The sequence below is a fragment of the Gordonia westfalica genome (assembly GCF_900105725.1).
GTDB classification, from domain to species: Bacteria; Actinomycetota; Actinomycetes; order Mycobacteriales; family Mycobacteriaceae; genus Gordonia; species Gordonia westfalica.
In genome coordinates, this window is record NZ_FNLM01000032.1 from 1 (window position 1) to 22,318 (window position 22,318).

The 22,318-nt window shown below is 62.7% G+C and carries 26 protein-coding genes; 11 read left to right on the forward strand and 15 right to left on the reverse strand.

Translation table 11 applies throughout. The features are described from left to right. Positions 1-1,089 precede the first annotated feature (1,089 nt). The 8 genes from BLU62_RS34330 (at position 1,090) to BLU62_RS04965 (ending at position 6,227) form a co-directional block, all read left to right on the forward strand. Positions 1,090-1,218 carry a hypothetical protein gene (locus tag BLU62_RS34330; RefSeq protein WP_280141513.1) on the forward strand — a complete coding sequence of 43 codons (129 nt, stop codon included), beginning with the start codon at positions 1,090-1,092 and terminating at the stop codon, positions 1,216-1,218. Positions 1,219-2,019: 801 nt separating this feature from the next. Next, the gene (locus BLU62_RS04940; protein ID WP_074848455.1) at positions 2,020-2,523 is read left to right on the forward strand and encodes a hypothetical protein; all 504 of its coding nucleotides are present in this window, start codon (positions 2,020-2,022) and stop codon (positions 2,521-2,523) included. An 84-nt stretch (positions 2,524-2,607) separates the two neighbouring features. Beyond that, entirely contained in the window at positions 2,608-3,426 is an 819-nt protein-coding gene (locus BLU62_RS04945) for a hypothetical protein (protein ID WP_244278069.1), read from the forward strand. Positions 3,427-3,654: 228 nt separating this feature from the next. Further along, the gene (locus tag BLU62_RS04950; protein WP_139180003.1) at positions 3,655-3,999 is read left to right on the forward strand and encodes a hypothetical protein; all 345 of its coding nucleotides are present in this window, start codon (positions 3,655-3,657) and stop codon (positions 3,997-3,999) included. Further along, the gene (locus tag BLU62_RS34335) at positions 3,983-4,111 is read left to right on the forward strand and encodes a hypothetical protein (protein ID WP_280141514.1); all 129 of its coding nucleotides are present in this window, start codon (positions 3,983-3,985) and stop codon (positions 4,109-4,111) included. Before BLU62_RS04950 ends, BLU62_RS34335 begins: the two co-directional genes overlap by 17 nt. Beyond that, entirely contained in the window at positions 4,108-4,344 is a 237-nt protein-coding gene (locus BLU62_RS04955) for a hypothetical protein (RefSeq protein WP_074848217.1), read from the forward strand. Before BLU62_RS34335 ends, BLU62_RS04955 begins: the two co-directional genes overlap by 4 nt. A gap of 699 nt (positions 4,345-5,043) precedes the next feature. Further along, positions 5,044-5,637 carry a hypothetical protein gene (locus BLU62_RS04960; protein WP_139179902.1) on the forward strand — a complete coding sequence of 198 codons (594 nt, stop codon included), beginning with the start codon at positions 5,044-5,046 and terminating at the stop codon, positions 5,635-5,637. Positions 5,638-5,894: 257 nt separating this feature from the next. Beyond that, positions 5,895-6,227, forward strand: coding sequence for a hypothetical protein (locus BLU62_RS04965; RefSeq protein ID WP_139179982.1), 333 nt, complete (start codon positions 5,895-5,897; stop codon positions 6,225-6,227). 376 nt (positions 6,228-6,603) lie between these two features. On the opposite strand, the gene BLU62_RS04975 is transcribed toward BLU62_RS04965, so the two are convergent. After that, positions 6,604-6,804: a hypothetical protein gene (locus tag BLU62_RS04975; RefSeq protein ID WP_074847866.1), complete on the reverse strand. Its 201-nt coding sequence runs from the start codon at positions 6,802-6,804 to the stop codon at positions 6,604-6,606. A 528-nt stretch (positions 6,805-7,332) separates the two neighbouring features. Between BLU62_RS04975 and BLU62_RS34865 the strand changes: the two genes are divergently transcribed. Further along, the gene (locus tag BLU62_RS34865) at positions 7,333-7,902 is read left to right on the forward strand and encodes an endonuclease domain-containing protein (RefSeq protein ID WP_099047818.1); all 570 of its coding nucleotides are present in this window, start codon (positions 7,333-7,335) and stop codon (positions 7,900-7,902) included. A 227-nt stretch (positions 7,903-8,129) separates the two neighbouring features. Then, a complete protein-coding gene (locus BLU62_RS04985; protein ID WP_159441542.1) occupies positions 8,130-9,632 on the forward strand; it encodes a tape measure protein in 1,503 nt (500 codons plus the stop codon). A gap of 70 nt (positions 9,633-9,702) precedes the next feature. Here the strand turns inward: BLU62_RS04985 and BLU62_RS04990 are convergent, their stop codons facing one another. Continuing rightward, the gene (locus BLU62_RS04990; RefSeq protein WP_159441543.1) at positions 9,703-11,775 is read right to left on the reverse strand and encodes a tape measure protein; all 2,073 of its coding nucleotides are present in this window, start codon (positions 11,773-11,775) and stop codon (positions 9,703-9,705) included. A 227-nt stretch (positions 11,776-12,002) separates the two neighbouring features. Further along, a complete protein-coding gene (locus tag BLU62_RS34870) occupies positions 12,003-12,278 on the reverse strand; it encodes an endonuclease domain-containing protein (RefSeq protein ID WP_099047824.1) in 276 nt (91 codons plus the stop codon). A gap of 821 nt (positions 12,279-13,099) precedes the next feature. On the opposite strand from BLU62_RS34870, the gene BLU62_RS05000 reads away from it, so the two are divergent. Continuing rightward, a complete protein-coding gene (locus BLU62_RS05000) occupies positions 13,100-13,300 on the forward strand; it encodes a hypothetical protein (protein WP_074847866.1) in 201 nt (66 codons plus the stop codon). A 376-nt stretch (positions 13,301-13,676) separates the two neighbouring features. On the opposite strand, the gene BLU62_RS05010 is transcribed toward BLU62_RS05000, so the two are convergent. The 12 genes from BLU62_RS05010 to BLU62_RS33730 form a co-directional block, all read right to left on the reverse strand. After that, positions 13,677-13,931, reverse strand: a complete 255-nt coding sequence (locus BLU62_RS05010) for a hypothetical protein (RefSeq protein WP_074848461.1) — start codon at positions 13,929-13,931, stop codon at positions 13,677-13,679. A gap of 336 nt (positions 13,932-14,267) precedes the next feature. Beyond that, positions 14,268-14,861 carry a hypothetical protein gene (locus BLU62_RS05015; RefSeq protein ID WP_139179902.1) on the reverse strand — a complete coding sequence of 198 codons (594 nt, stop codon included), beginning with the start codon at positions 14,859-14,861 and terminating at the stop codon, positions 14,268-14,270. Between the two features lie 62 nt (positions 14,862-14,923). After that, positions 14,924-15,307 carry a hypothetical protein gene (locus tag BLU62_RS32435; protein ID WP_139179903.1) on the reverse strand — a complete coding sequence of 128 codons (384 nt, stop codon included), beginning with the start codon at positions 15,305-15,307 and terminating at the stop codon, positions 14,924-14,926. 3 nt (positions 15,308-15,310) lie between these two features. After that, a complete protein-coding gene (locus tag BLU62_RS05020; protein ID WP_074847893.1) occupies positions 15,311-15,568 on the reverse strand; it encodes a hypothetical protein in 258 nt (85 codons plus the stop codon). Next, positions 15,565-15,927: a hypothetical protein gene (locus BLU62_RS05025; RefSeq protein WP_074848204.1), complete on the reverse strand. Its 363-nt coding sequence runs from the start codon at positions 15,925-15,927 to the stop codon at positions 15,565-15,567. The genes BLU62_RS05020 and BLU62_RS05025 overlap by 4 nt, the downstream gene beginning before the upstream one ends. Beyond that, entirely contained in the window at positions 15,911-16,255 is a 345-nt protein-coding gene (locus BLU62_RS05030) for a hypothetical protein (RefSeq protein WP_139180003.1), read from the reverse strand. The genes BLU62_RS05025 and BLU62_RS05030 overlap by 17 nt, the downstream gene beginning before the upstream one ends. Positions 16,256-16,497: 242 nt before the next feature. Beyond that, positions 16,498-16,815, reverse strand: a complete 318-nt coding sequence (locus tag BLU62_RS33720) for a hypothetical protein (protein ID WP_244277998.1) — start codon at positions 16,813-16,815, stop codon at positions 16,498-16,500. A gap of 149 nt (positions 16,816-16,964) precedes the next feature. Further along, positions 16,965-17,246 (reverse strand): hypothetical protein, encoded by a 282-nt coding sequence (locus BLU62_RS33725; RefSeq protein WP_244278070.1) that lies wholly within the window; start codon positions 17,244-17,246, stop codon positions 16,965-16,967. A gap of 103 nt (positions 17,247-17,349) precedes the next feature. Then, complete coding sequence (locus tag BLU62_RS32850) at positions 17,350-17,517, reverse strand: hypothetical protein (RefSeq protein WP_159441544.1); 168 nt, start codon at positions 17,515-17,517, stop codon at positions 17,350-17,352. A gap of 1,583 nt (positions 17,518-19,100) precedes the next feature. Further along, positions 19,101-19,604 (reverse strand): hypothetical protein, encoded by a 504-nt coding sequence (locus BLU62_RS33200; protein ID WP_208863600.1) that lies wholly within the window; start codon positions 19,602-19,604, stop codon positions 19,101-19,103. Positions 19,605-19,623: 19 nt separating this feature from the next. Beyond that, positions 19,624-19,896, reverse strand: a complete 273-nt coding sequence (locus BLU62_RS33205; protein ID WP_208863601.1) for a hypothetical protein — start codon at positions 19,894-19,896, stop codon at positions 19,624-19,626. 625 nt (positions 19,897-20,521) lie between these two features. Beyond that, positions 20,522-20,692 carry a hypothetical protein gene (locus BLU62_RS33730; protein WP_244278071.1) on the reverse strand — a complete coding sequence of 57 codons (171 nt, stop codon included), beginning with the start codon at positions 20,690-20,692 and terminating at the stop codon, positions 20,522-20,524. Positions 20,693-22,318: the final 1,626 nt, after the last annotated feature.

Genomic DNA, 22,318 nt, shown 5'->3' on the forward strand with positions numbered 1-22,318 from the left:
TCCCTGAGATGGGTAAGATGTGCGGGCGTCGTGGCAGCGTTTTCAGCGGCAGTCGCGCGTCAACCTGGCGACGAAGATCTCGTCATCCTTGGCGAGCGGCTGATCCCCAACGGTATTGATGTTGGCTCCAACACCGACAGTGATGTGTGGCTGCGCGCAAAGGATCTGGCGCGATAACCGCATCAAAGTGTGGTCGCTAAGGAAGCCACCCATCACATGCTGAATTACGCCACCAGCTACATGACTGCATGGGTCGGGGACAATGGCACGCCGTCATCACGGCGACTCACGGAAATGATGTACCGGCGACTGACCGTTGCAGCCGTGAAGGCGCGCGCCGCGATCCGTTGGTGGCGTGACTCGATGCGGAAACAGACTTTGCGATCGTGTGGTGTCAGATCGGCTGGCAGCTGTTCAGCCGTTCGGTGTGGGTAAACCCTGCCGAGGTGTGGAGCGGCGCATCCGCAACAACCGTGCCAGTTCGGATCAGTGGATGCGGCGACAGAGTTCGTCATCACCGGCGAGGGCCGCCGGTGGTGGTGTTGAACAACCCGCTCGGATGGGTGAGTTCGAACCCCATCTCGACACCATCACCCGCATCAACGCGGAATCTCGAGCGTCGTGTGACATCAGCGATGCAGCGTGGCGTCAGCGCGCCTCACGGAGGTCTGCCACAGAAGGACGCCGAAGGCAACGACATCGATTGGCGTCGGTGTTCGAGCCGCGCCTGGTGCGTTGTGGACATCCTGCTGGTATCGAGTTGTGGGAGTCCGATGCCACCGATATTAGCCTCTTCTGGAGGGTGTGAAGGATGACTTGCGGAGCTGTCGAGATGTCGGCCACCCGTTCCCGCGCTGCTTCCGGGTTCTCAGAATCAGTCGCTACCGCTCTGCTGCGATGAAGAAGCGTTGATCCTGAAGGCGCGTGACCGACTTGACGTGGTTGATACGGGCTTGTCGGCGATCATCTCGAAAGCTTTGCGTATCGAGGGTTTGAGACCGAGAGACGATCTCCTTGTCGTGGAACCGCCGGATCACGTGTCGCTGTCGGAGAAGTAGACGCGCGGTGAAGGCGAAGGTGCGGGGAGTCATGGAAGTCGATTGCCCGCAACATTCTTGGCTACTCGCCGAGCAGATCGAGCAGGATGCCTTAGATCTGGCTGACGAGCAGCTGATGAGTTTCGTGGACAACGCGAATGCCGAGTCTGATCGCTTCTGATCGGCTACCAACAGGCCGTTGCGGACGTCCGCGCGCGGGTGATGAACTACGCCAACGCAATCTGGGTGGGCTTCCCGCGTTCCGTGATGCTCAGGCAGAGAGGCTGATTGCCGACTGGTGCCGATGGTGACGGCGGACAACTTCAAGTCGCGAATCTGACGTCCAGTTATATTGCCCGTGCTGTATCAGGTGGAGTTCCGCTTCCAGTGGATCGAGACGGGTTACCCGTGGCCGTGGGTGGACCCCGAACTGTTGTACCGGAGCCTTTTGAGCAGGTATGGGCCGACCTTTCCGAATCCGCACCGCTGGATGCGGCAGTCGCGCCGGGCCACACGGTTGATGCATCTGGTGGCGACGGACATGCAGATGGCGAAGGTACGGCAGGCCGACGCGTCCCTCCAGCTGCTGGAGTCAAGGCGTACCGGCGGGTGCTGAACGGCCCAAGAACTGTGCTCTCTGTGTCATCGCCTCTACTCAGCGCTATCACGTTGGTGACCTGTCGCCCATACACCCTGGATGTGACTGTTCGGTCGCTCCCGTGAAGTCGGATTGGAACGGCGACCGGGTGATCGATCCGGATCTACTCGAGGACACACACAAGCAGGTGCGGGAACTTACCGGCGCCGACAATCGCGCCGCCCACGACTACCAGAAACTTCTCCTGGTCCGCGACCACGGAGAGATCGGCCCGTCCTCACATGGCGGACCAGAACTTCAAAGCCGCCTAGAGCTTCCTCGCACACCAGTGCGGGATTTTGAGCGCCGCAACGGCGCACCATCCGACGAAACGTCAGGAGCAACATGCCCGAGGAAACTGCTGCCGCCGAAACGGTTGACCAGCAAGACGACCCGACCGCCGAGGTTGAGACCACCGACAGTGAGCCCACGCTCAGTGTGGAGGATCTCATCGCTGAACGCGACAAGTGGAAGTCGCTGTCTCGCGAGAACGAGAAGGGCCGGAAGGCGAACGCCGACAAGGCCCGCAAGTACGACGAACTGCTGGCGCAGAAGGAACGCGACGAGCAGACCTGGCAGGAGCGGCCGAAAAGGCCGAAGCTGCCCTCGCTGCAAACACGAAGCAGCGGGAACGCGACAACCTCGCCAAGAAGATCGTGGAAGGCACCGATGTGCCCGCGGATCTACTCGTCGGTGACACCGAGGAGGAGATGCGCGCCCATCTCGACCGCCTGCAATCGTTCCGCGGACCCAAGCAGACCGTACCGCCCGCTGCCCCGGCATCGGTGGTTGCCAATGCCGATGCGGCGCCGGCGAACAAGGTGCAGCAGCTCACTCAGGCAGACCTGAAGAACATGTCCCAGCCCAGATTCGCGACGCTGACGCCAAAGGCCAGCTCGACGAACTCAAGGCATCCGAAAGTAAGGAGCCATCATGGCCATCACCATTTCATTCCGAACTGTGGCGGCGAACATCACCCAGGCGTGGGACGCCGAGAAGGTGTTCGCCGCTCTGCTCGACCGCCAGTACGAAGGCGTCGCGACAAAGGGCAACACCGTCCACATCCCCGGTGTCGTCGCACCCGCGATCAAGGACTACAAGGCCAACAACCGCACCACGTCGGCTGACGCCATCACCGACACCGGCGTCGACCTCCTGATCGACCAGGAGAAGAACTTCGACTTCAAGGTCGACGACATCGACGCCGCCCAGTCTGCGGGCAGCCTGGCCCCGTACACCGACGCCGCCGGAAAGGCGCTCGTCGATGACGCGGACAAGTTCATCGCCACCATGCTCGCCGCCGGAGCCACCAACCTGTCGGGCTCCGCTCCGGACACCGGGAACAAGGCATTCGACCTCGTCAAGGCTGCTCGTGTGGCCCTGAACAAGAAGAACGCCCCGCCTCCGGCCGAGTTCTCGTGTGCAACGCCGACTTCGAAGGTCTGCTCCTCGGCGCGGATTCGAAGCTCACCAGCTTCGATGTGTCCGGCGACAACAACGGCCTCCGCAACGGCACCATCGGCTCCCTCCTCGGTTCCGTGTGCTGTCGTCGAACAACCTGCCCAACAACTCCACCCCGGCTTCGTGGCGTTCCACCCGGAGGCCGCGGCCTACGTGTCGCAGCTCGATAAGGTGGAGGCCCTGCGCGCCGACAACAGCTTCGCCGACCGGCTGCGCGGCCTGCACGTGTACGGCGGCAAGGTTGTCCGTCCGGACGGCGTCGTCAAGTTCGGAATGACTTCGGGTAGCTGATCCAGGTGTCTCTTCCTCCCTTGCTGTTCGTGACGACGTGATCGCCGTGGCGCAAAGGGACCTGACCGAACCTGAGCACGCGTCGGTGTATCAACTGTTGGATGCGGCATCGGACCAGTTCCGTGCCGCATCCCAACAGCAGTTCACCCCGGCGAGTCGACGGTGCGGTTGAAGGTGAATGGTGGGCGGGTCCGTCTGGACCAGTTGCCAGTCACAGGGGTGACGTCTGTGACCGATGACGCGGGAAACTCTGTGGACTACACCCGAAATGGGATGTGGTTGACCGTCGGATGTGATTCTTCACGGTTCCTCACTGTCACATACTCGCATGGCGGAGAAGTGCCGCCGCGTGTGAAGAATGCGGTCGCCGAAATGGTGATCCGCGCTCTTGTGACGCCGGAGGAAGTGATGGCCGGAGCCCGGTCGCTGACCGACTCCGCAGGTCCGATCTCGCAGACCACTGCATGGTCGGTCCGAGCGCCGAACTCGGGTTTGCAGATGTCCGAGTCGGACCTGAAGTTGGCGGCATCGTTTCGCTGGCAGGGAGGGCAAGTCATTGTCCAGGCACCGTAGGGGAATACCCGCCGTCTTCGACGTAGAACACCTGCCGTTCAACGGAACCGGCGCCGACGACTACGGCAACGATGTCGAGTCCTGGGGCGAACCGGACCGCGGAAGTTCGTGACGTTCATCGACCCACAAAGCGATGAACTAGATCTCCCGGGGCACATCCGGGACTCCGTTGACGTGGGAATCATCGTCCTCCCCGATTTCGGTCCGGTGTCACCACGTGACAGGGAAGTCATCGACGGAACTGTCTATGACGTTGTCGGCCAACCCAAGGACTACACCAGGATTCCGTCTCTCACGGGCGGCGGTTGCTACGTCGTAACTCTGAAGGTGGTGAAGTCGTCGTGAGAATCGAGTGGAATCAGAAGGCGTTCAAGGACGTCCGATACGGTCGGACGTCCGACATCATCAGCGAGCTCGAGGGTCATGCTGAGCGCATTGCTGACGATGCGAGCGCTATGGCGAGGGCACGTACGCGGTGGGTTCACGGGCAGGCATGGCACGTCCCCAGGGCCGTTGGCGTGCCTCTGTCGTCACCGCCGACTACAAGGCGCAACGCGACAATGCCCGCAACAACACGATCCTCAGGGCTCTCGGATAACTGATGTCGACACCCACGCTGGCGGCGCTCTCCATCTGCCGAGCGGCGCTGCCTGGAGTGAAGTTCTCCACGACCGTCTCAGAAGACCCTGCCCGATTCGGGAGGGTTTCTCGTATCGGCGGCCCACGGGATCGCTCACTGGATCGCGCTCGCATCCTTGTCGAACTGTACGGCTCAACCCCCAAGGGCAGCCCGGACACGGCGTGGACTGAGCAATCGATCGGAACCATCGCGGACGGATTCCAGGCTGCATCCTCGGGCGGCCATGGGCAGGCCTGTGGGTAACCGACTGGGTCATGAACAGCCTGGCCGACTATCCCAACCCGGACTATGAAAAGCATTCCCGTTCCAGTTCACCGGACACTCTTCGTGCTCCGAACCTAAAGTCTCCTAACTGAATAACCCTTTCGCGGCTCCTGGTCACCTCGCCTGAAAGGGGCAAAACAATGGCAGTCGAACACTCTTACGTGGCGCAGTCGCTCGACGGCGGCGTCTACTGGCGGGCACCTCTGGGTACCACGCTTCCCACCGCTCCGGTCGAGTCGCCGGAAGACCTGAACGCCGCGTTCGAGGACCACGGAACCGCGGCGGTCGACGGCCTGTCGGTCGGCATCACCCGCACCTCGAACACCGTCAAGGACTTCGACGGTGGCGACTACGTCGATGTGCAGACCGAGTACGGCACCAGCTTCAAGATCAAGCTGCTCGACGTCGACCTGCCGTCGGTGAAGCGGACCGTCGCAGGTGACGACAACGTCACCCTCATCCCCGCTGCCGGCGGCAAGGGGCAGCGCTACCACGTCCGCCACAACTCGTCGCAGCTTCCGCTGTCGGCCCACGTGTTCGCCACGAAGTGCGGCAAGAAGTTCAAGACGTACGTCGTGGAGAAGGGCCGCGTCTCGGAGATCGCGGAGTGGAAGGACGAGTCGCAGGACGCGTCGGGCGTGGAGTTGACGATCCGAGCGTTCCGCAACTCCAACGGCGACTACGTCGACGAGTTCGGCGACGTGGACGGCATCGCCGCCACTTCGGGTAGCTGACCCGTCTTGCCCGGGGAGGTATCTAGCCTCCCGGGCACACAATCTCGGCCTGGCGAAGGGGTGTCATGTTGTCCCTGACCAGGAGCCGCGTCCTTTTGCCAGGCCGGGGCTGCTCCTGGTTGAAGTTCTATCCCAATGTTGAAAGGTTCCTGGTCAAACCATGTCTGTTCCCGAAGGCTACGCAGTAGCCCCTCGTCCGACGATCACCTGTTGAAGTTCGCCGTCCCATCCCCGGGCGCGATCCGGTACTGGTGTCGATGCCGCCGCGCAAGTGGATGGACCCCGCCGAGATCAAGAAGTACCAGGACTGGATCACCCCGTTCGGGGAAGCGGATGTGAAGATCGCCGAATGGGCGAACAGCCTCAACAGCGCGGAGAAGACGCTGCCGCGCCCGGTCGACGCAGAGGAAACCCTGAAGGGTTTCGAGGAGAAGGAAGTCACCCTCCGGTGGCTCAAGCCGTACGTGTCGGCTGCCGAGTACAAGCTCCTGATGACGAAGATCCCTGAGGGCACCATCCAGTGGATCAAGAAGCAGCTCGAAGATCCTGACATCACAGTGGGGGAATCTTCGGCCTCCGCCGACTCCTAGACGAGCACGGGGAGGCCATCGAGTACGACCTGATTTCCCGCGGCCTCAGGTTGCGGGATCTCGGGAAGCCCTGGTTTTCATGGACTGACCTGCGGGCTATTGTCCGCAGGGCTCGCACAGACCACGCAATGGAGCTGTTCCGGGCATGGAATCCTGACACTTGGCTGTGGTCTGATCCGTCTGTGATGCTCTTGTCGGAGGTGGCGACGATCGTTTCCGACCTCCGATACATGCAGGCGTTGACCACGTTTAACGAAGTGCCTGAGATCTACTTCCCGGCCCGGTATGGGCCGCCTCGGGATGACGCTGCCGAAGCTACCGAGGGCGAAGGTCCCAGCGAGGCTGAGAAGGCTCGGGCGGTCGCGGCGTCGATGCGCTAGATATCACCGGACTTCACTAGTTCGCCGCCGAACTGTCCCGCAATCTGGCCTGCCATGACCGCGTTCTGGTCGAGGCTGATCAGCCAGGTTGGTCCCGTTACGTAGTAGTGGCGATCGCCAGTGATGTCTCCCGTGATGTCAGAGTGCTTTACCGATGCAGCGATTCCCTTCGAGGCGAGGTCTTCTGAGAACCACACACTCAGTCGAGCTTCGGCCGTTGGGGTTAGTGGGCACGATCCGTGCTCAGCCTTCGGCCCCGAGGTTGCGTCAGTAACCAGGCATGGGAAGCCGGCTGAAGTTAGTCCGGCCGCGAGTTGACTCACTGACGTGTACGCACCTGCGACTGCAGGGGCAGGTGCGGAGGCCGACGATGTCGCAGGAGCCTTACCGGCCTCGGGGCTTCGGTCGCTGCACCCAGAGGCGGCGAGGGCGAATGCGATTACTGGGATGGCAATGCATGCACGTTTCATCTCGACAGGATAAGCCGTCAGTGCGACGACCCGAGATAGAATGGAGCGACCCCGGAGGTGCTACCAACACCAGCCGGGGCCTAACCCACTCGCTTGAAGCACCAAGGAGGGGCTGCCGTGAAGGCTACCCGAACCCGACGTCCATGTCCGACATGTGGATCACCCATCGACCGAGGTCCCGGACAGCATGCGTACTGCTCCGACGAATGTCGCCCCATCTGCGAGCACCCCACATGCGACCGCCCTACGCGGGGCATGCAGACGGTGTGCGACTCGCACCGGGTTCAGCTTGATCGCCACGGCGAACTCCGGCCGGACACGTGGTCGAAGGAATGGGTGTGCGTCGTTTGCGGGGCAGGTGTCCCGAAGGGGTCGGGGCGCCGTAAGCACTGCTCGAGGGGCTGTCAGCAAACCGACTCTCGATACAACGGGCGTCGCCCAACGACGGCGAAATGTCGGCTATGCGGGCAGGACTTCTCCCTACAGCGGCGCACCGGGGCGAGGCTTCAGCGCACCGACACTCAGTGGTGCCGCACCTGCGGTAGAGAATCCCCCGAAGCGCGCCGATATCTGAAGTACGGAATCACCCCGGAGGAGTACGCGGCCGCGATGAATCGGGGCTGCGACATCTGCGGCGAGCGCGTGGGGGCGCTACATATCGACCATGACCACAGCTGCTGCCCTCCACGGAGTAAGCAGTGGCGAACCTGCGGGCAGTGCGTCCGCGGATTCCTCTGCGGATCGTGCAACCGCGGATTGGGCCTACTGAAGGATGACCCGAACGTGCTGCGAAGCGCGATCGAGTACCTCGGTCGAAAGGCCTAGAAACAGCGCATACATACGGACTCAACGAACACCCCTAAGGCCATGAGCCTCTGGGGTGTTCGTCATTTCTGGCGGCAAGCAAAGGGGGTGGCAGCGTGGCCACGGAGCTAGGTGTTGCCTACATTTCCATCGTTCCAGAGACGAGCCGTATCGCTCCTGGCATCCGTAACGCGCTCAATGGTGCTGAACGCGGCGCTGGTGACACTGGGCGTCGCATGGGTCACACGATGTCCACCGCCCTCGGCACGGCGCTGGGGATTGGCGTGTCGAAGGCGGCGGGCGCAGCATCGAAGGTGCTGCAGGATGCCCTGTCGGCAGGCTACAACCGGATCACCACCCTGGAGAAGGCGGACATCCAGTTCCGCAATATGGGGCTGTCGGCCGGTGACACGAAGCGTCAGCTTGCCGATCTGAATGACATCGTCACCGGCACCTCGACTTCGCTGGCTGATGCAGCGGCGGCAGCAGCGATGCTGGGCGGTGCTGGCGTGGCGGCGGGCGACGACATGAACAACGCTGTGAAGGCGTTGGTGAACATCTCTGCGGCCTCTGGCGCCTCGGCGCAGGACATCGGCCTCGTGATGATGCAGATCAAGGCGTCGGGCAAGTTGATGGGCTCGGAGGCGTTGCAGCTGGCCCAGCGCGGCGTGCCGATCTATGACCTCATTGCGAAGTCGATCGGCAAGACGACTGCCGAGGTCCGCACCCTCGGCGAAGAGGGCAAGATCTCGTTCGACCAGGTCGTCACGGCGATCAACCAGGGCACCGGCAACCTCGCGAAGGAGATGGGCGAGACCCTTCCCGCGAAGCTCGCCAACTTCCGGACCGCGATGGGCCGCCTGTCGGCTGCGGGCATGGAGCCGTTCCTTCTCCGCGCCAAGGGCGGCGTTGTCGGCCTGACCGAAGCAGTAAACGATCTCACCCCGAAGATGAAGGATTTCGCGCTCGCCGCGGACGCCAAGATCTTCGACCAGTGGGTGCCGCAGCTCAAGGGTCTGTATGCAACCCTCGAGGGCTCGGGAGCTCTTGATCGAGCGGCCGAAACCTTTACGGCGCTGTGGGATTCACTGATGGAACTCGGTCCTGCAGCGCGTACGATTGGGGCGGCACTCGCGGAAGCGTCTGCGTCGCTCGGCGTCGGCGGCTGGCAGGTGTTCCTGGCGACGGTCCAGACGGCGTCGGGGATTCTGCAAGGACTCGCCCCGGTGCTTCAGACTGTCGGCGATCTCATGGAGGCGCATCCGGGTTACGTCACCGCAGCGCTCGCGGCGTGGTTGGCGTTCCGAACCGTGCCCGCAATCCTGGGGCGCGTCACGACGGCGCTCGGCCCGATGCATACGGGAATCAGTCGTGTCGGAACGGCGTTCGGCGGTGTGCGTCCGGCAATCGGCAACTTCACCGACGCCTATCGGACCTCGCTTGGCTACATCCGGCAGGCGAACCCGCAGCTCTCGACGGCCGGCGCCCATATCCGCGTCCTTGGTGCCAACGCGGGAATGGCCGCTTCCGGCGGACTCAGCGCACTACGTGGGGCGGCCGGTGGACTGTCTGCGGCATTGGGCGGCCCTTTGAATATCGCGCTCATGGCTGGTGCCGCATATCTGATGATGGGCGCGCAGGCTCACGCCGATGCGACGCAGAAGGCGAAGGCTCAGTCGCAGGCGGTGAAGGAGCTTGCGGAGTCCCAGAGGCTGATGGGTGCCGCTTTCCGTGAGTCCCGCGGTGCATGAACGATGACACCTGGGCCAAGGCTGCGGAACAGGTTGGGGCGTACCAGAAGACGCTGAGCACTGCCGCCGATCAGCACAAGTCGACGTGGAACAGCTCAAAGAGGTCGGCGGCCTCTTCAAGATGCATCCGGCTCGAACGAAGTGCTGAATGAGAACGCCGAGCGAGCCATGGCGGCTGAAAAGGCGATCCGCGATCTCGGGATGTCCAACGAAGAAGTCGCCGCTCTCTGTACGGCTCCGACGGACAGTGGAAGCTGCTTGGTGACCGACTTGCCGCCACTGGCGAGGGCGGCATCATGGCGGCGGCCAGCTCTCGGATCTGAGAGCTGCCCGCCGCCATGATGCCGCCCCTCGCCAGTGGCGGCAAGTCGGTCACCAAGCAGCTTCCACTGTCCGTCGGAGCCGTACAGAGAGCGGGCGACTTCTTCGTTGGACATCCCGAGATCGCGGATCGCCTTTTCAGCCGCCATGGCTCGCTCGCGTTCTCATTCAGCACTTCGTTCGAGCCGGATGCCATCTTGAAGAGGCCGCCGACCTCTTTGAGCTGTTCCCACGTCGACTTGTGCTGATCGGCGGCAGTGCTCAGCGTCTTCTGGTACGCCCCAACCTGTTCCGCAGCCTTGGCCCAGGTGTCATCGTTCATGGCACCGCGGGACTCACGGAAAGCGGCACCCATCAGCCTCTGGGACTCCGCAAGCTCCTTCACCGCCTGCGACTGAGCCTTCGCCTTCTGCGTCGCATCGGCGTGAGCCTGCGCGCCCATCATCAGATATGCGGCACCAGCCATGAGCGCGATATTCAAAGGGCCGCCCAATGCCGCAGACAGTCCACCGGCCGCCCCACGTAGTGCGCTGAGTCCGCCGGAAGCGGCCATTCCCGCGTTGGCACCAAGGACGCGGATATGGGCGCCGGCCGTCGAGAGCTGCGGGTTCGCCTGCCGGATGTAGCCAAGCGAGGTCCGATAGGCGTCGGTGAAGTTGCCGATTGCCGGACGCACACCGCCGAACGCCGTTCCGACACGACTGATTCCCGTATGCATCGGGCCGAGCGCCGTCGTGACGCGCCCCAGGATTGCGGGCACGGTTCGGAACGCCAACCACGCCGCGAGCGCTGCGGTGACGTAACCCGGATGCGCCTCCATGAGATCGCCGACAGTCTGAAGCACCGGGGCGAGTCCTTGCAGAATCCCCGACGCCGTCTGGACCGTCGCCAGGAACACCTGCCAGCCGCCGACGCCGAGCGACGCAGACGCTTCCGCGAGTGCCGCCCCAATCGTACGCGCTGCAGGACCGAGTTCCATCAGTGAATCCCACAGCGCCGTAAAGGTTTCGGCCGCTCGATCAAGAGCTCCCGAGCCCTCGAGGGTTGCATACAGACCCTTGAGCTGCGGCACCCACTGGTCGAAGATCTTGGCGTCCGCGGCGAGCGCGAAATCCTTCATCTTCGGGGTGAGATCGTTTACTGCTTCGGTCAGGCCGACAACGCCGCCCTTGGCGCGGAGAAGGAACGGCTCCATGCCCGCAGCCGACAGGCGGCCCATCGCGGTCCGGAAGTTGGCGAGCTTCGCGGGAAGGGTCTCGCCCATCTCCTTCGCGAGGTTGCCGGTGCCCTGGTTGATCGCCGTGACGACCTGGTCGAACGAGATCTTGCCCTCTTCGCCGAGGGTGCGGACCTCGGCAGTCGTCTTGCCGATCGACTTCGCAATGAGGTCATAGATCGGCACGCCGCGCTGGGCCAGCTGCAACGCCTCCGAGCCCATCAACTTGCCCGACGCCTTGATCTGCATCATCACGAGGCCGATGTCCTGCGCCGAGGCGCCAGAGGCCGCAGAGATGTTCACCAACGCCTTCACAGCGTTGTTCATGTCGTCGCCCGCCGCCACGCCAGCACCGCCCAGCATCGCTGCTGCCGCCGCTGCATCAGCCAGCGAAGTCGAGGTGCCGGTGACGATGTCATTCAGATCGGCAAGCTGACGCTTCGTGTCACCGGCCGACAGCCCCATATTGCGGAACTGGATGTCCGCCTTCTCCAGGGTGGTGATCCGGTTGTAGCCTGCCGACAGGGCATCCTGCAGCACCTTCGATGCTGCGCCCGCCGCCTTCGACACGCCAATCCCCAGCGCCGTGCCGAGGGCGGTGGACATCGTGTGACCCATGCGACGCCCAGTGTCACCAGCGCCGCGTTCAGCACCATTGAGCGCGTTACGGATGCCAGGAGCGATACGGCTCGTCTCTGGAACGATGGAAATGTAGGCAACACCTAGCTCCGTGGCCACGCTGCCACCCCCTTTGCTTGCCGCCAGAAATGACGAACACCCCAGAGGCTCATGGCCTTAGGGGTGTTCGTTGAGTCCGTATGTATGCGCTGTTTCTAGGCCTTTCGACCGAGGTACTCGATCGCGCTTCGCAGCACGTTCGGGTCATCCTTCAGTAGGCCCAATCCGCGGTTGCACGATCCGCAGAGGAATCCGCGGACGCACTGCCCGCAGGTTCGCCACTGCTTACTCCGTGGAGGGCAGCAGCTGTGGTCATGGTCGATATGTAGCGCCCCCACGCGCTCGCCGCAGATGTCGCAGCCCCGATTCATCGCGGCCGCGTACTCCTCCGGGGTGATTCCGTACTTCAGATATCGGCGCGCTTCGGGGATTCTCTACCGCAGGTGCGGCACCACTGAGTGTCGGTGCGCTGAAGCCTCGCCCCGGTGCGCCGCTGTAGGGAGAAGTCCTGCCCGCATAGCCGACATTTCGCCGTCGTTGGGCGACGCCCGTTGTATCGAGAGTCGGTTTGCTGACAGCCCCTCGAGCAGTGCTTACGGCGCCCCGACCCCTTCGGGACACCTGCCCCGCAAACGACGCACACCCATTCCTTCGACCACGTGTCCGGCCGGAGTTCGCCGTGGCGATCAAGCTGAACCCGGTGCGAGTCGCACACCGTCTGCATGCCCCGCGTAGGGCGGTCGCATGTGGGGTGCTCGCAGATGGGGCGACATTCGTCGGAGCAGTACGCATGCTGTCCGGGACCTCGGTCGATGGGTGATCCACATGTCGGACATGGACGTCGGGTTCGGGTAGCCTTCACGGCAGCCCCTCCTTGGTGCTTCAAGCGAGTGGGTTAGGCCCCGGCTGGTGTTGGTAGCACCTCCGGGGTCGCTCCATTCTATCTCGGGTCGTCGCACTGACGGCTTATCCTGTCGAGATGAAACGTGCATGCATTGCCATCCCAGTAATCGCATTCGCCCTCGCCGCCTCTGGGTGCAGCGACCGAAGCCCCGAGGCCGGTAAGGCTCCTGCGACATCGTCGGCCTCCGCACCTGCCCCTGCAGTCGCAGGTGCGTACACGTCAGTGAGTCAACTCGCGGCCGGACTAACTTCAGCCGGCTTCCCATGCCTGGTTACTGACGCAACCTCGGGGCCGAAGGCTGAGCACGGATCGTGCCCACTAACCCCAACGGCCGAAGCTCGACTGAGTGTGTGGTTCTCAGAAGACCTCGCCTCGAAGGGAATCGCTGCATCGGTAAAGCACTCTGACATCACGGGAGACATCACTGGCGATCGCCACTACTACGTAACGGGACCAACCTGGCTGATCAGCCTCGACCAGAACGCGGTCATGGCAGGCCAGATTGCGGGACAGTTCGGCGGCGAACTAGTGAAGTCCGGTGATATCTAGCGCATCGACGCCGCGACCGCCCGAGCCTTCTCAGCCTCGCTGGGACCTTCGCCCTCGGTAGCTTCGGCAGCGTCATCCCGAGGCGGCCCATACCGGGCCGGGAAGTAGATCTCAGGCACTTCGTTAAACGTGGTCAACGCCTGCATGTATCGGAGGTCGGAAACGATCGTCGCCACCTCCGACAAGAGCATCACAGACGGATCAGACCACAGCCAAGTGTCAGGATTCCATGCCCGGAACAGCTCCATTGCGTGGTCTGTGCGAGCCCTGCGGACAATAGCCCGCAGGTCAGTCCATGAAAACCAGGGCTTCCCGAGATCCCGCAACCTGAGGCCGCGGGAAATCAGGTCGTACTCGATGGCCTCCCCGTGCTCGTCTAGGAGTCGGCGGAGGCCGAAGATTCCCCCACTGTGATGTCAGGATCTTCGAGCTGCTTCTTGATCCACTGGATGGTGCCCTCAGGGATCTTCGTCATCAGGAGCTTGTACTCGGCAGCCGACACGTACGGCTTGAGCCACCGGAGGGTGACTTCCTTCTCCTCGAAACCCTTCAGGGTTTCCTCTGCGTCGACCGGGCGCGGCAGCGTCTTCTCCGCGCTGTTGAGGCTGTTCGCCCATTCGGCGATCTTCACATCCGCTTCCCGAACGGGGTGATCCAGTCCTGGTACTTCTTGATCTCGGCGGGGTCCATCCACTTGCGCGGCGGCATCGACACCAGTACCGGATCGCGCCCGGGATGGGGACGGCGAACTTCAACAGGTGATCGTCGGACGAGGGGGCTACTGCGTAGCCTTCGGGAACAGACATGGTTTGACCAGGAACCTTTCAACATTGGGATAGAACTTCAACCAGGAGCAGCCCCGGCCTGGCAAAAGGACGCGGCTCCTGGTCAGGGACAACATGACACCCCTTCGCCAGGCCGAGATTGTGTGCCCGGGGAGGCTAGATACCTCCCCGGGCAAGACGGGTCAGCTACCCGAAGTGGCGGCGATGCCGTCCACGTCGCCGAACTCGTCGACGTAGTCGCCGTTGGAGTTGCGGAACGCTCGGATCGTCAACTCCACGCCCGACGCGTCCTGCGACTCGTCCTTCCACTCCGCGATCTCCGAGACGCGGCCCTTCTCCACGACGTACGTCTTGAACTTCTTGCCGCACTTCGTGGCGAACACGTGGGCCGACAGCGGAAGCTGCGACGAGTTGTGGCGGACGTGGTAGCGCTGCCCCTTGCCGCCGGCAGCGGGGATGAGGGTGACGTTGTCGTCACCTGCGACGGTCCGCTTCACCGACGGCAGGTCGACGTCGAGCAGCTTGATCTTGAAGCTGGTGCCGTACTCGGTCTGCACATCGACGTAGTCGCCACCGTCGAAGTCCTTGACGGTGTTCGAGGTGCGGGTGATGCCGACCGACAGGCCGTCGACCGCCGCGGTTCCGTGGTCCTCGAACGCGGCGTTCAGGTCTTCCGGCGACTCGACCGGAGCGGTGGGAAGCGTGGTACCCAGAGGTGCCCGCCAGTAGACGCCGCCGTCGAGCGACTGCGCCACGTAAGAGTGTTCGACTGCCATTGTTTTGCCCCTTTCAGGCGAGGTGACCAGGAGCCGCGAAAGGGTTATTCAGTTAGGAGACTTTAGGTTCGGAGCACGAAGAGTGTCCCGGTGAACTGGAACCGGGAATGCTTTTCATAGTCCGGGTTGGGATAGTCGGCCAGGCTGTTCATGACCCAGTCGGTTACCCACAGGCCTGCCCATGGGCCGCCCGAGGATGCAGCCTGGAATCCGTCCGCGATGGTTCCGATCGATTGCTCAGTCCACGCCGTGTCCGGGCTGCCCTTGGGGGTTGAGCCGTACAGTTCGACAAGGATGCGAGCGCGATCCAGTGAGCGATCCCGTGGGCCGCCGATACGAGAAACCCTCCCGAATCGGGCAGGGTCTTCTGAGACGGTCGTGGAGAACTTCACTCCAGGCAGCGCCGCTCGGCAGATGGAGAGCGCCGCCAGCGTGGGTGTCGACATCAGTTATCCGAGAGCCCTGAGGATCGTGTTGTTGCGGGCATTGTCGCGTTGCGCCTTGTAGTCGGCGGTGACGACAGAGGCACGCCAACGGCCCTGGGGACGTGCCATGCCTGCCCGTGAACCCACCGCGTACGTGCCCTCGCCCATAGCGCTCGCATCGTCAGCAATGCGCTCAGCATGACCCTCGAGCTCGCTGATGATGTCGGACGTCCGACCGTATCGGACGTCCTTGAACGCCTTCTGATTCCACTCGATTCTCACGACGACTTCACCACCTTCAGAGTTACGACGTAGCAACCGCCGCCCGTGAGAGACGGAATCCTGGTGTAGTCCTTGGGTTGGCCGACAACGTCATAGACAGTTCCGTCGATGACTTCCCTGTCACGTGGTGACACCGGACCGAAATCGGGGAGGACGATGATTCCCACGTCAACGGAGTCCCGGATGTGCCCCGGGAGATCTAGTTCATCGCTTTGTGGGTCGATGAACGTCACGAACTTCCGCGGGTCCGGTTCGCCCCAGGACTCGACATCGTTGCCGTAGTCGTCGGCGCCGGTTCCGTTGAACGGCAGGTGTTCTACGTCGAAGACGGCGGGTATTCCCCTACGGTGCCTGGACAATGACTTGCCCTCCCTGCCAGCGAAACGATGCCGCCAACTTCAGGTCCGACTCGGACATCTGCAAACCCGAGTTCGGCGCTCGGACCGACCATGCAGTGGTCTGCGAGATCGGACCTGCGGAGTCGGTCAGCGACCGGGCTCCGGCCATCACTTCCTCCGGCGTCACAAGAGCGCGGATCACCATTTCGGCGACCGCATTCTTCACACGCGGCGGCACTTCTCCGCCATGCGAGTATGTGACAGTGAGGAACCGTGAAGAATCACATCCGACGGTCAACCACATCCCATTTCGGGTGTAGTCCACAGAGTTTCCCGCGTCATCGGTCACAGACGTCACCCCTGTGACTGGCAACTGGTCCAGACGGACCCGCCCACCATTCACCTTCAACCGCACCGTCGACTCGCCGGGGTGAACTGCTGTTGGGATGCGGCACGGAACTGGTCCGATGCCGCATCCAACAGTTGATACACCGACGCGTGCTCAGGTTCGGTCAGGTCCCTTTGCGCCACGGCGATCACGTCGTCACGAACAGCAAGGGAGGAAGAGACACCTGGATCAGCTACCCGAAGTCATTCCGAACTTGACGACGCCGTCCGGACGGACAACCTTGCCGCCGTACACGTGCAGGCCGCGCAGCCGGTCGGCGAAGCTGTTGTCGGCGCGCAGGCCTCCACCTTATCGAGCTGCGACACGTAGGCCGCGGCCTCCGGGTGGAACGCCACGAAGCCGGGGTGGAGTTGTTGGCAGGTTGTTCGACGACAGCACACGGAACCCGAGGAGGAGCCGATGGTGCCGTTGCGGAGGCCGTTGTTGTCGCCGGACACATCGAAGCTGGTGAGCTTCGAATCCGCGCCGAGGAGCAGACCTTCGAAGTCGGCGTTGCACACGAGAACTCGGCCGGAGCGGGGCGTTCTTCTTGTTCAGGGCCACACGAGCAGCCTTGACGAGGTCGAATGCCTTGTTCCCGGTGTCCGGAGCGGAGCCCGACAGGTTGGTGGCTCCGGCGGCGAGCATGGTGGCGATGAACTTGTCCGCGTCATCGACGAGCGCCTTTCCGGCGGCGTCGGTGTACGGGCCAGGCTGCCCGCAGACTGGCGGCGTCGATGTCGTCGACCTTGAAGTCGAAGTTCTTCTCCTGGTCGATCAGGAGGTCGACGCCGGTGTCGGTGATGGCGTCAGCCGACGTGGTGCGGTTGTTGGCCTTGTAGTCCTTGATCGCGGGTGCGACGACACCGGGATGTGGACGGTGTTGCCCTTTGTCGCGACGCCTTCGTACTGGCGGTCGAGCAGAGCGGCGAACACCTTCTCGGCGTCCCACGCCTGGGTGATGTTCGCCGCCCACAGTTCGGAATGAAATGGGTGATGGCCATGATGGCTCCTTACTTTCGGATGCCTTGAGTTCGTCGAGCTGGCCTTTGGCGTCAGCGTCGCGAATCTGGCTGGGACATGTTCTTCAGGTCTGCCTGAGTGAGCTGCTGCACCTTGTTCGCCGGCGCCGCATCGGCATTGGCAACCACCGATGCCGGGCAGCGGGCGGTACGGTCTGCTTGGTCCGCGGAACGATTGCAGGCGGTCGAGATGGCGCGCATCTCCTCCTCGGTGTCACCGACGAGTAGATCCGCGGCACATCGGTGCCTTCCACGATCTTCTTGGCGAGGTTGTCGCGTTCCCGCTGCTTCGTGTTTGCAGCGAGGGCAGCTTCGGCCTTTTCGGCCCGCTCTGCCAGGTCTGCTCGTCGCGTTCCTTCTGCGCCAGCAGTTCGTCGTACTTGCGGCCTTGTCGGCGTTCGCCTTCCGGCCTTCTCGTTCTCGCGAGACAGCGACTTCCACTTGTCGCGTTCAGCGATGAGATCCTCCACACTGAGCGTGGCTCACTGTCGGTGGTCTCAACCTCGGCGGTCGGTCGTCTTGCTGGTCAACCGTTTCGGCGGCAGCAGTTTCCTCGGCATGTTGCTCCTGACGTTTCGTCGGATGGTGCGCCGTTGCGGCGCTCAAAATCCCGCACTGGTGTGCGAGGAAGCTCTAGGCGGCTTTGAAGTTCTGGTCCCGCCATGTGAGGACGGGCCGATCTCTCCGTGGTCGCGGACCAGGAGAAGTTTCTGGTAGTCGTGGCGGCGCGATTGTCGGCGCCGGTAAGTTCCCGCACCTGCTTGTGTGTGTCCTCGAGTAGATCCGGATCGATCACCCGGTCGCCGTTCCAATCCGACTTCACGGAGCGACCGAACAGTCACATCCAGGGTGTATGGGCGACAGGTCACCAACGTGATAGCGCTGAGTAGAGGCGATGACACAGAGAGCACAGTTCTTGGGCCGTTCAGCACCCGCCGGTACGCCTTGACTCCAGCAGCCTGGAGGGACGCGTCGGCCTGCCGTACCTTCGCCATCTGCATGTCCGTCGCCACCAGATGCATCAACCGTGTGGCCCGGCCGCGACTGCCGCATCCAGCGGTGCGGATTCGGAAAGGTCGGCCCATACCTGCTCAAAAGGCCTCCGGTACAACAGTTCGGGTCCACCCACGGCCACGGGTAACCCCGTCTCGATCCACTGGAAGCGGAACTCCACCTGATACAGCACGGGCAATATAACTGGACGTCAGATTCGCGACTTGAAGTTGTCCCGCCGTCACCATCGGCACCAGTCGGGCAATCAGCCTCTCTGCCTGAGCATCACGGAACGCGGGAAGCCCACCCCAGATTGCGTTGGCGTAGTTCATCACCCGCGCGCGGACGTCCGCAACGGCCTGTTGTAGCCGATCAGAAGGCGATCAGACTCGGGCATTCGCGTTGTCCACGAAACTCATCAGCTGCTCGTCAGCCAGATCTAAGCATCCTGCTCGATCTGCTCCGGCGAGTAGCCAAGAATGTTGCGGGCAATCGACTTCCATGACTCCCCGCACCCTTCGCCTTCACCGCGGCGTCATACTTCTCCGACAGCGACACGTGATCCGCGGTTCCCACGACAAGGAGATCGTCTCCTCGGTCTCAAACCCTCGATACGCAAAGCTTTCGAGATGATCGCCGACAAGCCCGTATCAACCACGTCAAGTCGGTCACGCGCCTTCAGGATCAACGCTTCCTTCATCGCAGCAGAGCGGTAGCCGACTGATTCTGAGAACCGGAAGCAGCGCGGGAACGGGGTGCCGACATCTCCGACAGCTCCCGCAAGTCATCCTTCACACCCTCCAGAAGAGGCCTAATATCGGTGGCATCGGACTCCCACAACTCGATACCAGCAGGATGTCCACAACGCACCAGGCGCCGGCTCGAACACCGACGCCCAATCGATGTCGTTGCCTTCGCGTCCTTCTGTGGCAGACCTCCCGTGAGGCGCGCTGACGCCACGCCTGCATCGCTGATGTCACACGACGCTCGAGGATTCCCGCGTTGATGCGGGTGATGGTGTCGAGATGGGGTTCGAACTCACCCATTCCGAGCGGGTTGTTCAACACCACCACCGGCGGCCCCTCGCCGGTGATGACGAACTCTGTCGCCGCATCCCACTGATCCGAACTGGCACGGTTGTTGCGGATGCGCCGCTCCACCACCTCGGCAGGGTTTACCCACACCGAACGGCTGAACAGCTGCCAGCCGATCTGACACCACACGATCGCAAAGTCTGTTTCCGCATCCGAGTCACGCCACCAACGGATCGCGGCGCGCGCCTTCCACGGCTGCAACGGTCAGTCGCCGCGTACATCATTTCCGGTGAGTCCGCCGTGATGACGGCGTGCCCATTGTCCCGACCCATGCAGTCATGTAGCTGGTGGCGTAATTCAGCATGTGATGGGTGGCTTCCTTAGCGACCACACCTTTGATGCGGTTATCGCGCCAGATCCTTTGCGCCGCAGCCACCACATCACTGTCGGTGTTGGAGCCAACATCAATACCGTTGGGATCAGCCGCTCCGCCAAGGATGACGAGATCTTCGTCGCCAGGTTGACGCGCGACTGCCGCTGAAAACGCTGCCACGACGCCCGCACATTCTTACCCATCTCAGGAGCGGGCGTCGCCGTCAACGTAGCGACGCAGCAGACTGATTCGCGGCTGCGCAGCATCCAAACGGCTGTGAGGACGGGAGCCATTCGGCCGGCGTCACCGGAATCATGCACCACCCTCTCAGTAGATGCGACGTGGCATTCCGACCGGCCTTGGCGGTCGAGCCCTGACTTGCGTGCGTCCAGACAGGCTTTCCACGACAGCACCGACGCCATCGCGGCATCAAACTTGAGGTCAGCCCGACCATCTTGCTTCTGGAGGACATCCAAGGGTTTCCCTCGTCGTCCACGATCTTCAGTTCCTTGCGGCCCGCGTTTCCGAGTGCCTGACAAAGTCCTCGTGGCTGTGTTCGCCACCGAATGTGATCGACCCGAGTCGATGGCTTCCCGATACTCGCGCAGCGTGTACGCCATCGGCTTCACTCGGCGGTCCACCACTCCTCCACCCGGTCAGGCCATTTCGCAGCCCACGAGCCGACCGTTTCGGTCCAGTGTGGGGGTCGGCGTACATCTTCCACACCGCATACCGGGTCATGGCGTCCTCGACGGCGGCGGTCACCTCAGCTTCGTTGACTTCCCAACCGTCGTCTTCTAGGTCGTCATCGTCGGGCGTTCCACAACCCCAGCAACTCCTGCAACCCGGTGTCGATGCTCGTCGCCACCAACGCGGTAGCGTCACGGAACCGGGCGCCATCGAAACCGAGAGTGATGAACCCGCCCTTAGGGATGCGCTCCCCTGAGCGGCACAAACCCGGTTTGATCTTCTTCATGTCAAACGCCTGGTCGCCCTGACGTTTCCACCGGTTCAACCACACCCGCTCGAGATACGGCCATCGGCGCCAGGGCGATCCCACTTCGAAGCGATCTCGTCGAACTGGCCCGGACCGAACTCGCCGATCGGGCCGGTCGCCTCAGCGATCGCCCGAATCCGCTCGTCCTTATCCGACAGATCCGTTCGGGATCGTCATCCGTGCGATACAGATAGAACAAGTCCGGACGCTGAATTTTGCCTTCAGCGATCTGCGTGGCCTCGATGTGAATCTCTTCAGCCACCGAACCCTGACCGGGTTGACCGGCAGTCCCACATACAACGACCACGGATCATCCAGCGGACGTTTCGGCAGGTTCGCATCCATCGTCTGGTGCGCCTTCAACTGCCGCGGCAAATACAGCCGGTGCGGCTCATCGAAACAGTTCATCGTCGTACGAGCGCCGTCACGAGACCCTGGGTTGTTCGACAATGCGACCGCTTTGCCGTCAGCACGACCGTGATCATTCAGCCGCACAATCCGATCCAACGTCGAATCGAACAGGTCCGCATCAGGCCTTCTTCGACGATGTACTTCAAAGCGCCGTAAGCAAGTTCCTCAACCTGCTCCACCGACACCGCCAACATCGGAATGTACGGCGAGTTCACCGGCCTACCCACCGGATTCCCCGAGGCATCCCACCGTCAAACCGGGTCGGCCCTCCGGATGAAGCTCACAGAACGCTAGGAGCGCCTGCTTCTCTGTCTTCGCCAACCCCTTGCGGACTGACAGTCCAACCCGTTTGAACCGACGACGTCCCTCCCAAGGATGACCTTTCGGAACACCTCGAAAGCACGATGGATGAACGCCCGAAACTCCGGTCAATCTCGTACGGCTCCCCTGCAACGAACCCGGCCATAGATCGCACGATCCTCGATCAGATCGCATATCTGCGGCCCCAGGGTTGGCCAGGGTTCCGGGTCTGGACCCGGAACGACCAGCAGCACGGGTCACACGGCGTAGAGACTCGAGCGCGGATCATCCTTCGGAGGATTCTTCCGCTGCGGCACCGACGTTTCCCGCCGGCGCTTGCCACGGTTCTCCACCTCGTCGACATGCTCAACCTCGGCCGCAGACGCATCAGCGCCAGCGGATTCAACCCGAGACGGTCAGACAACTGCCGCGCCTCCGCAGCAGCCTTCAGGTCGCCCTGCTCGGCACGAACCTTCCACCGCACATATTGCGCAACCTCACGATGCGTATGGGACTCTTCCCAGATCACCGCCTGAGGCGTCGACCACAGATCCGCCCACAACGCCTTCTCTGCATCAGTGGCCTGCTCAATCTGCAACTGCAACTGGCCACCAGCAGTTCATTCTTGTTCAGATCGCGCCGCAGCCGCCCTTCGCGCGACCATCGTCCTCACCTCCAACTCCACCTGGAGTGACGCGACACGATCGCGAGCAACCTCGAGCATCGCCGACGCATTCACATCCGGAAGCAGAGGCCACTCAGGCGTAGCGCCCTCACGCCCCTCAGACGGCAGAGACCGAAGTCCTTCTTCGGGTTGTTGCGGCGAGCACGCACAGACGGGTGCTTCGGAGCAGGTCCAGCATTGAACTACCTCCCATTTCGGGATCGGAGGCC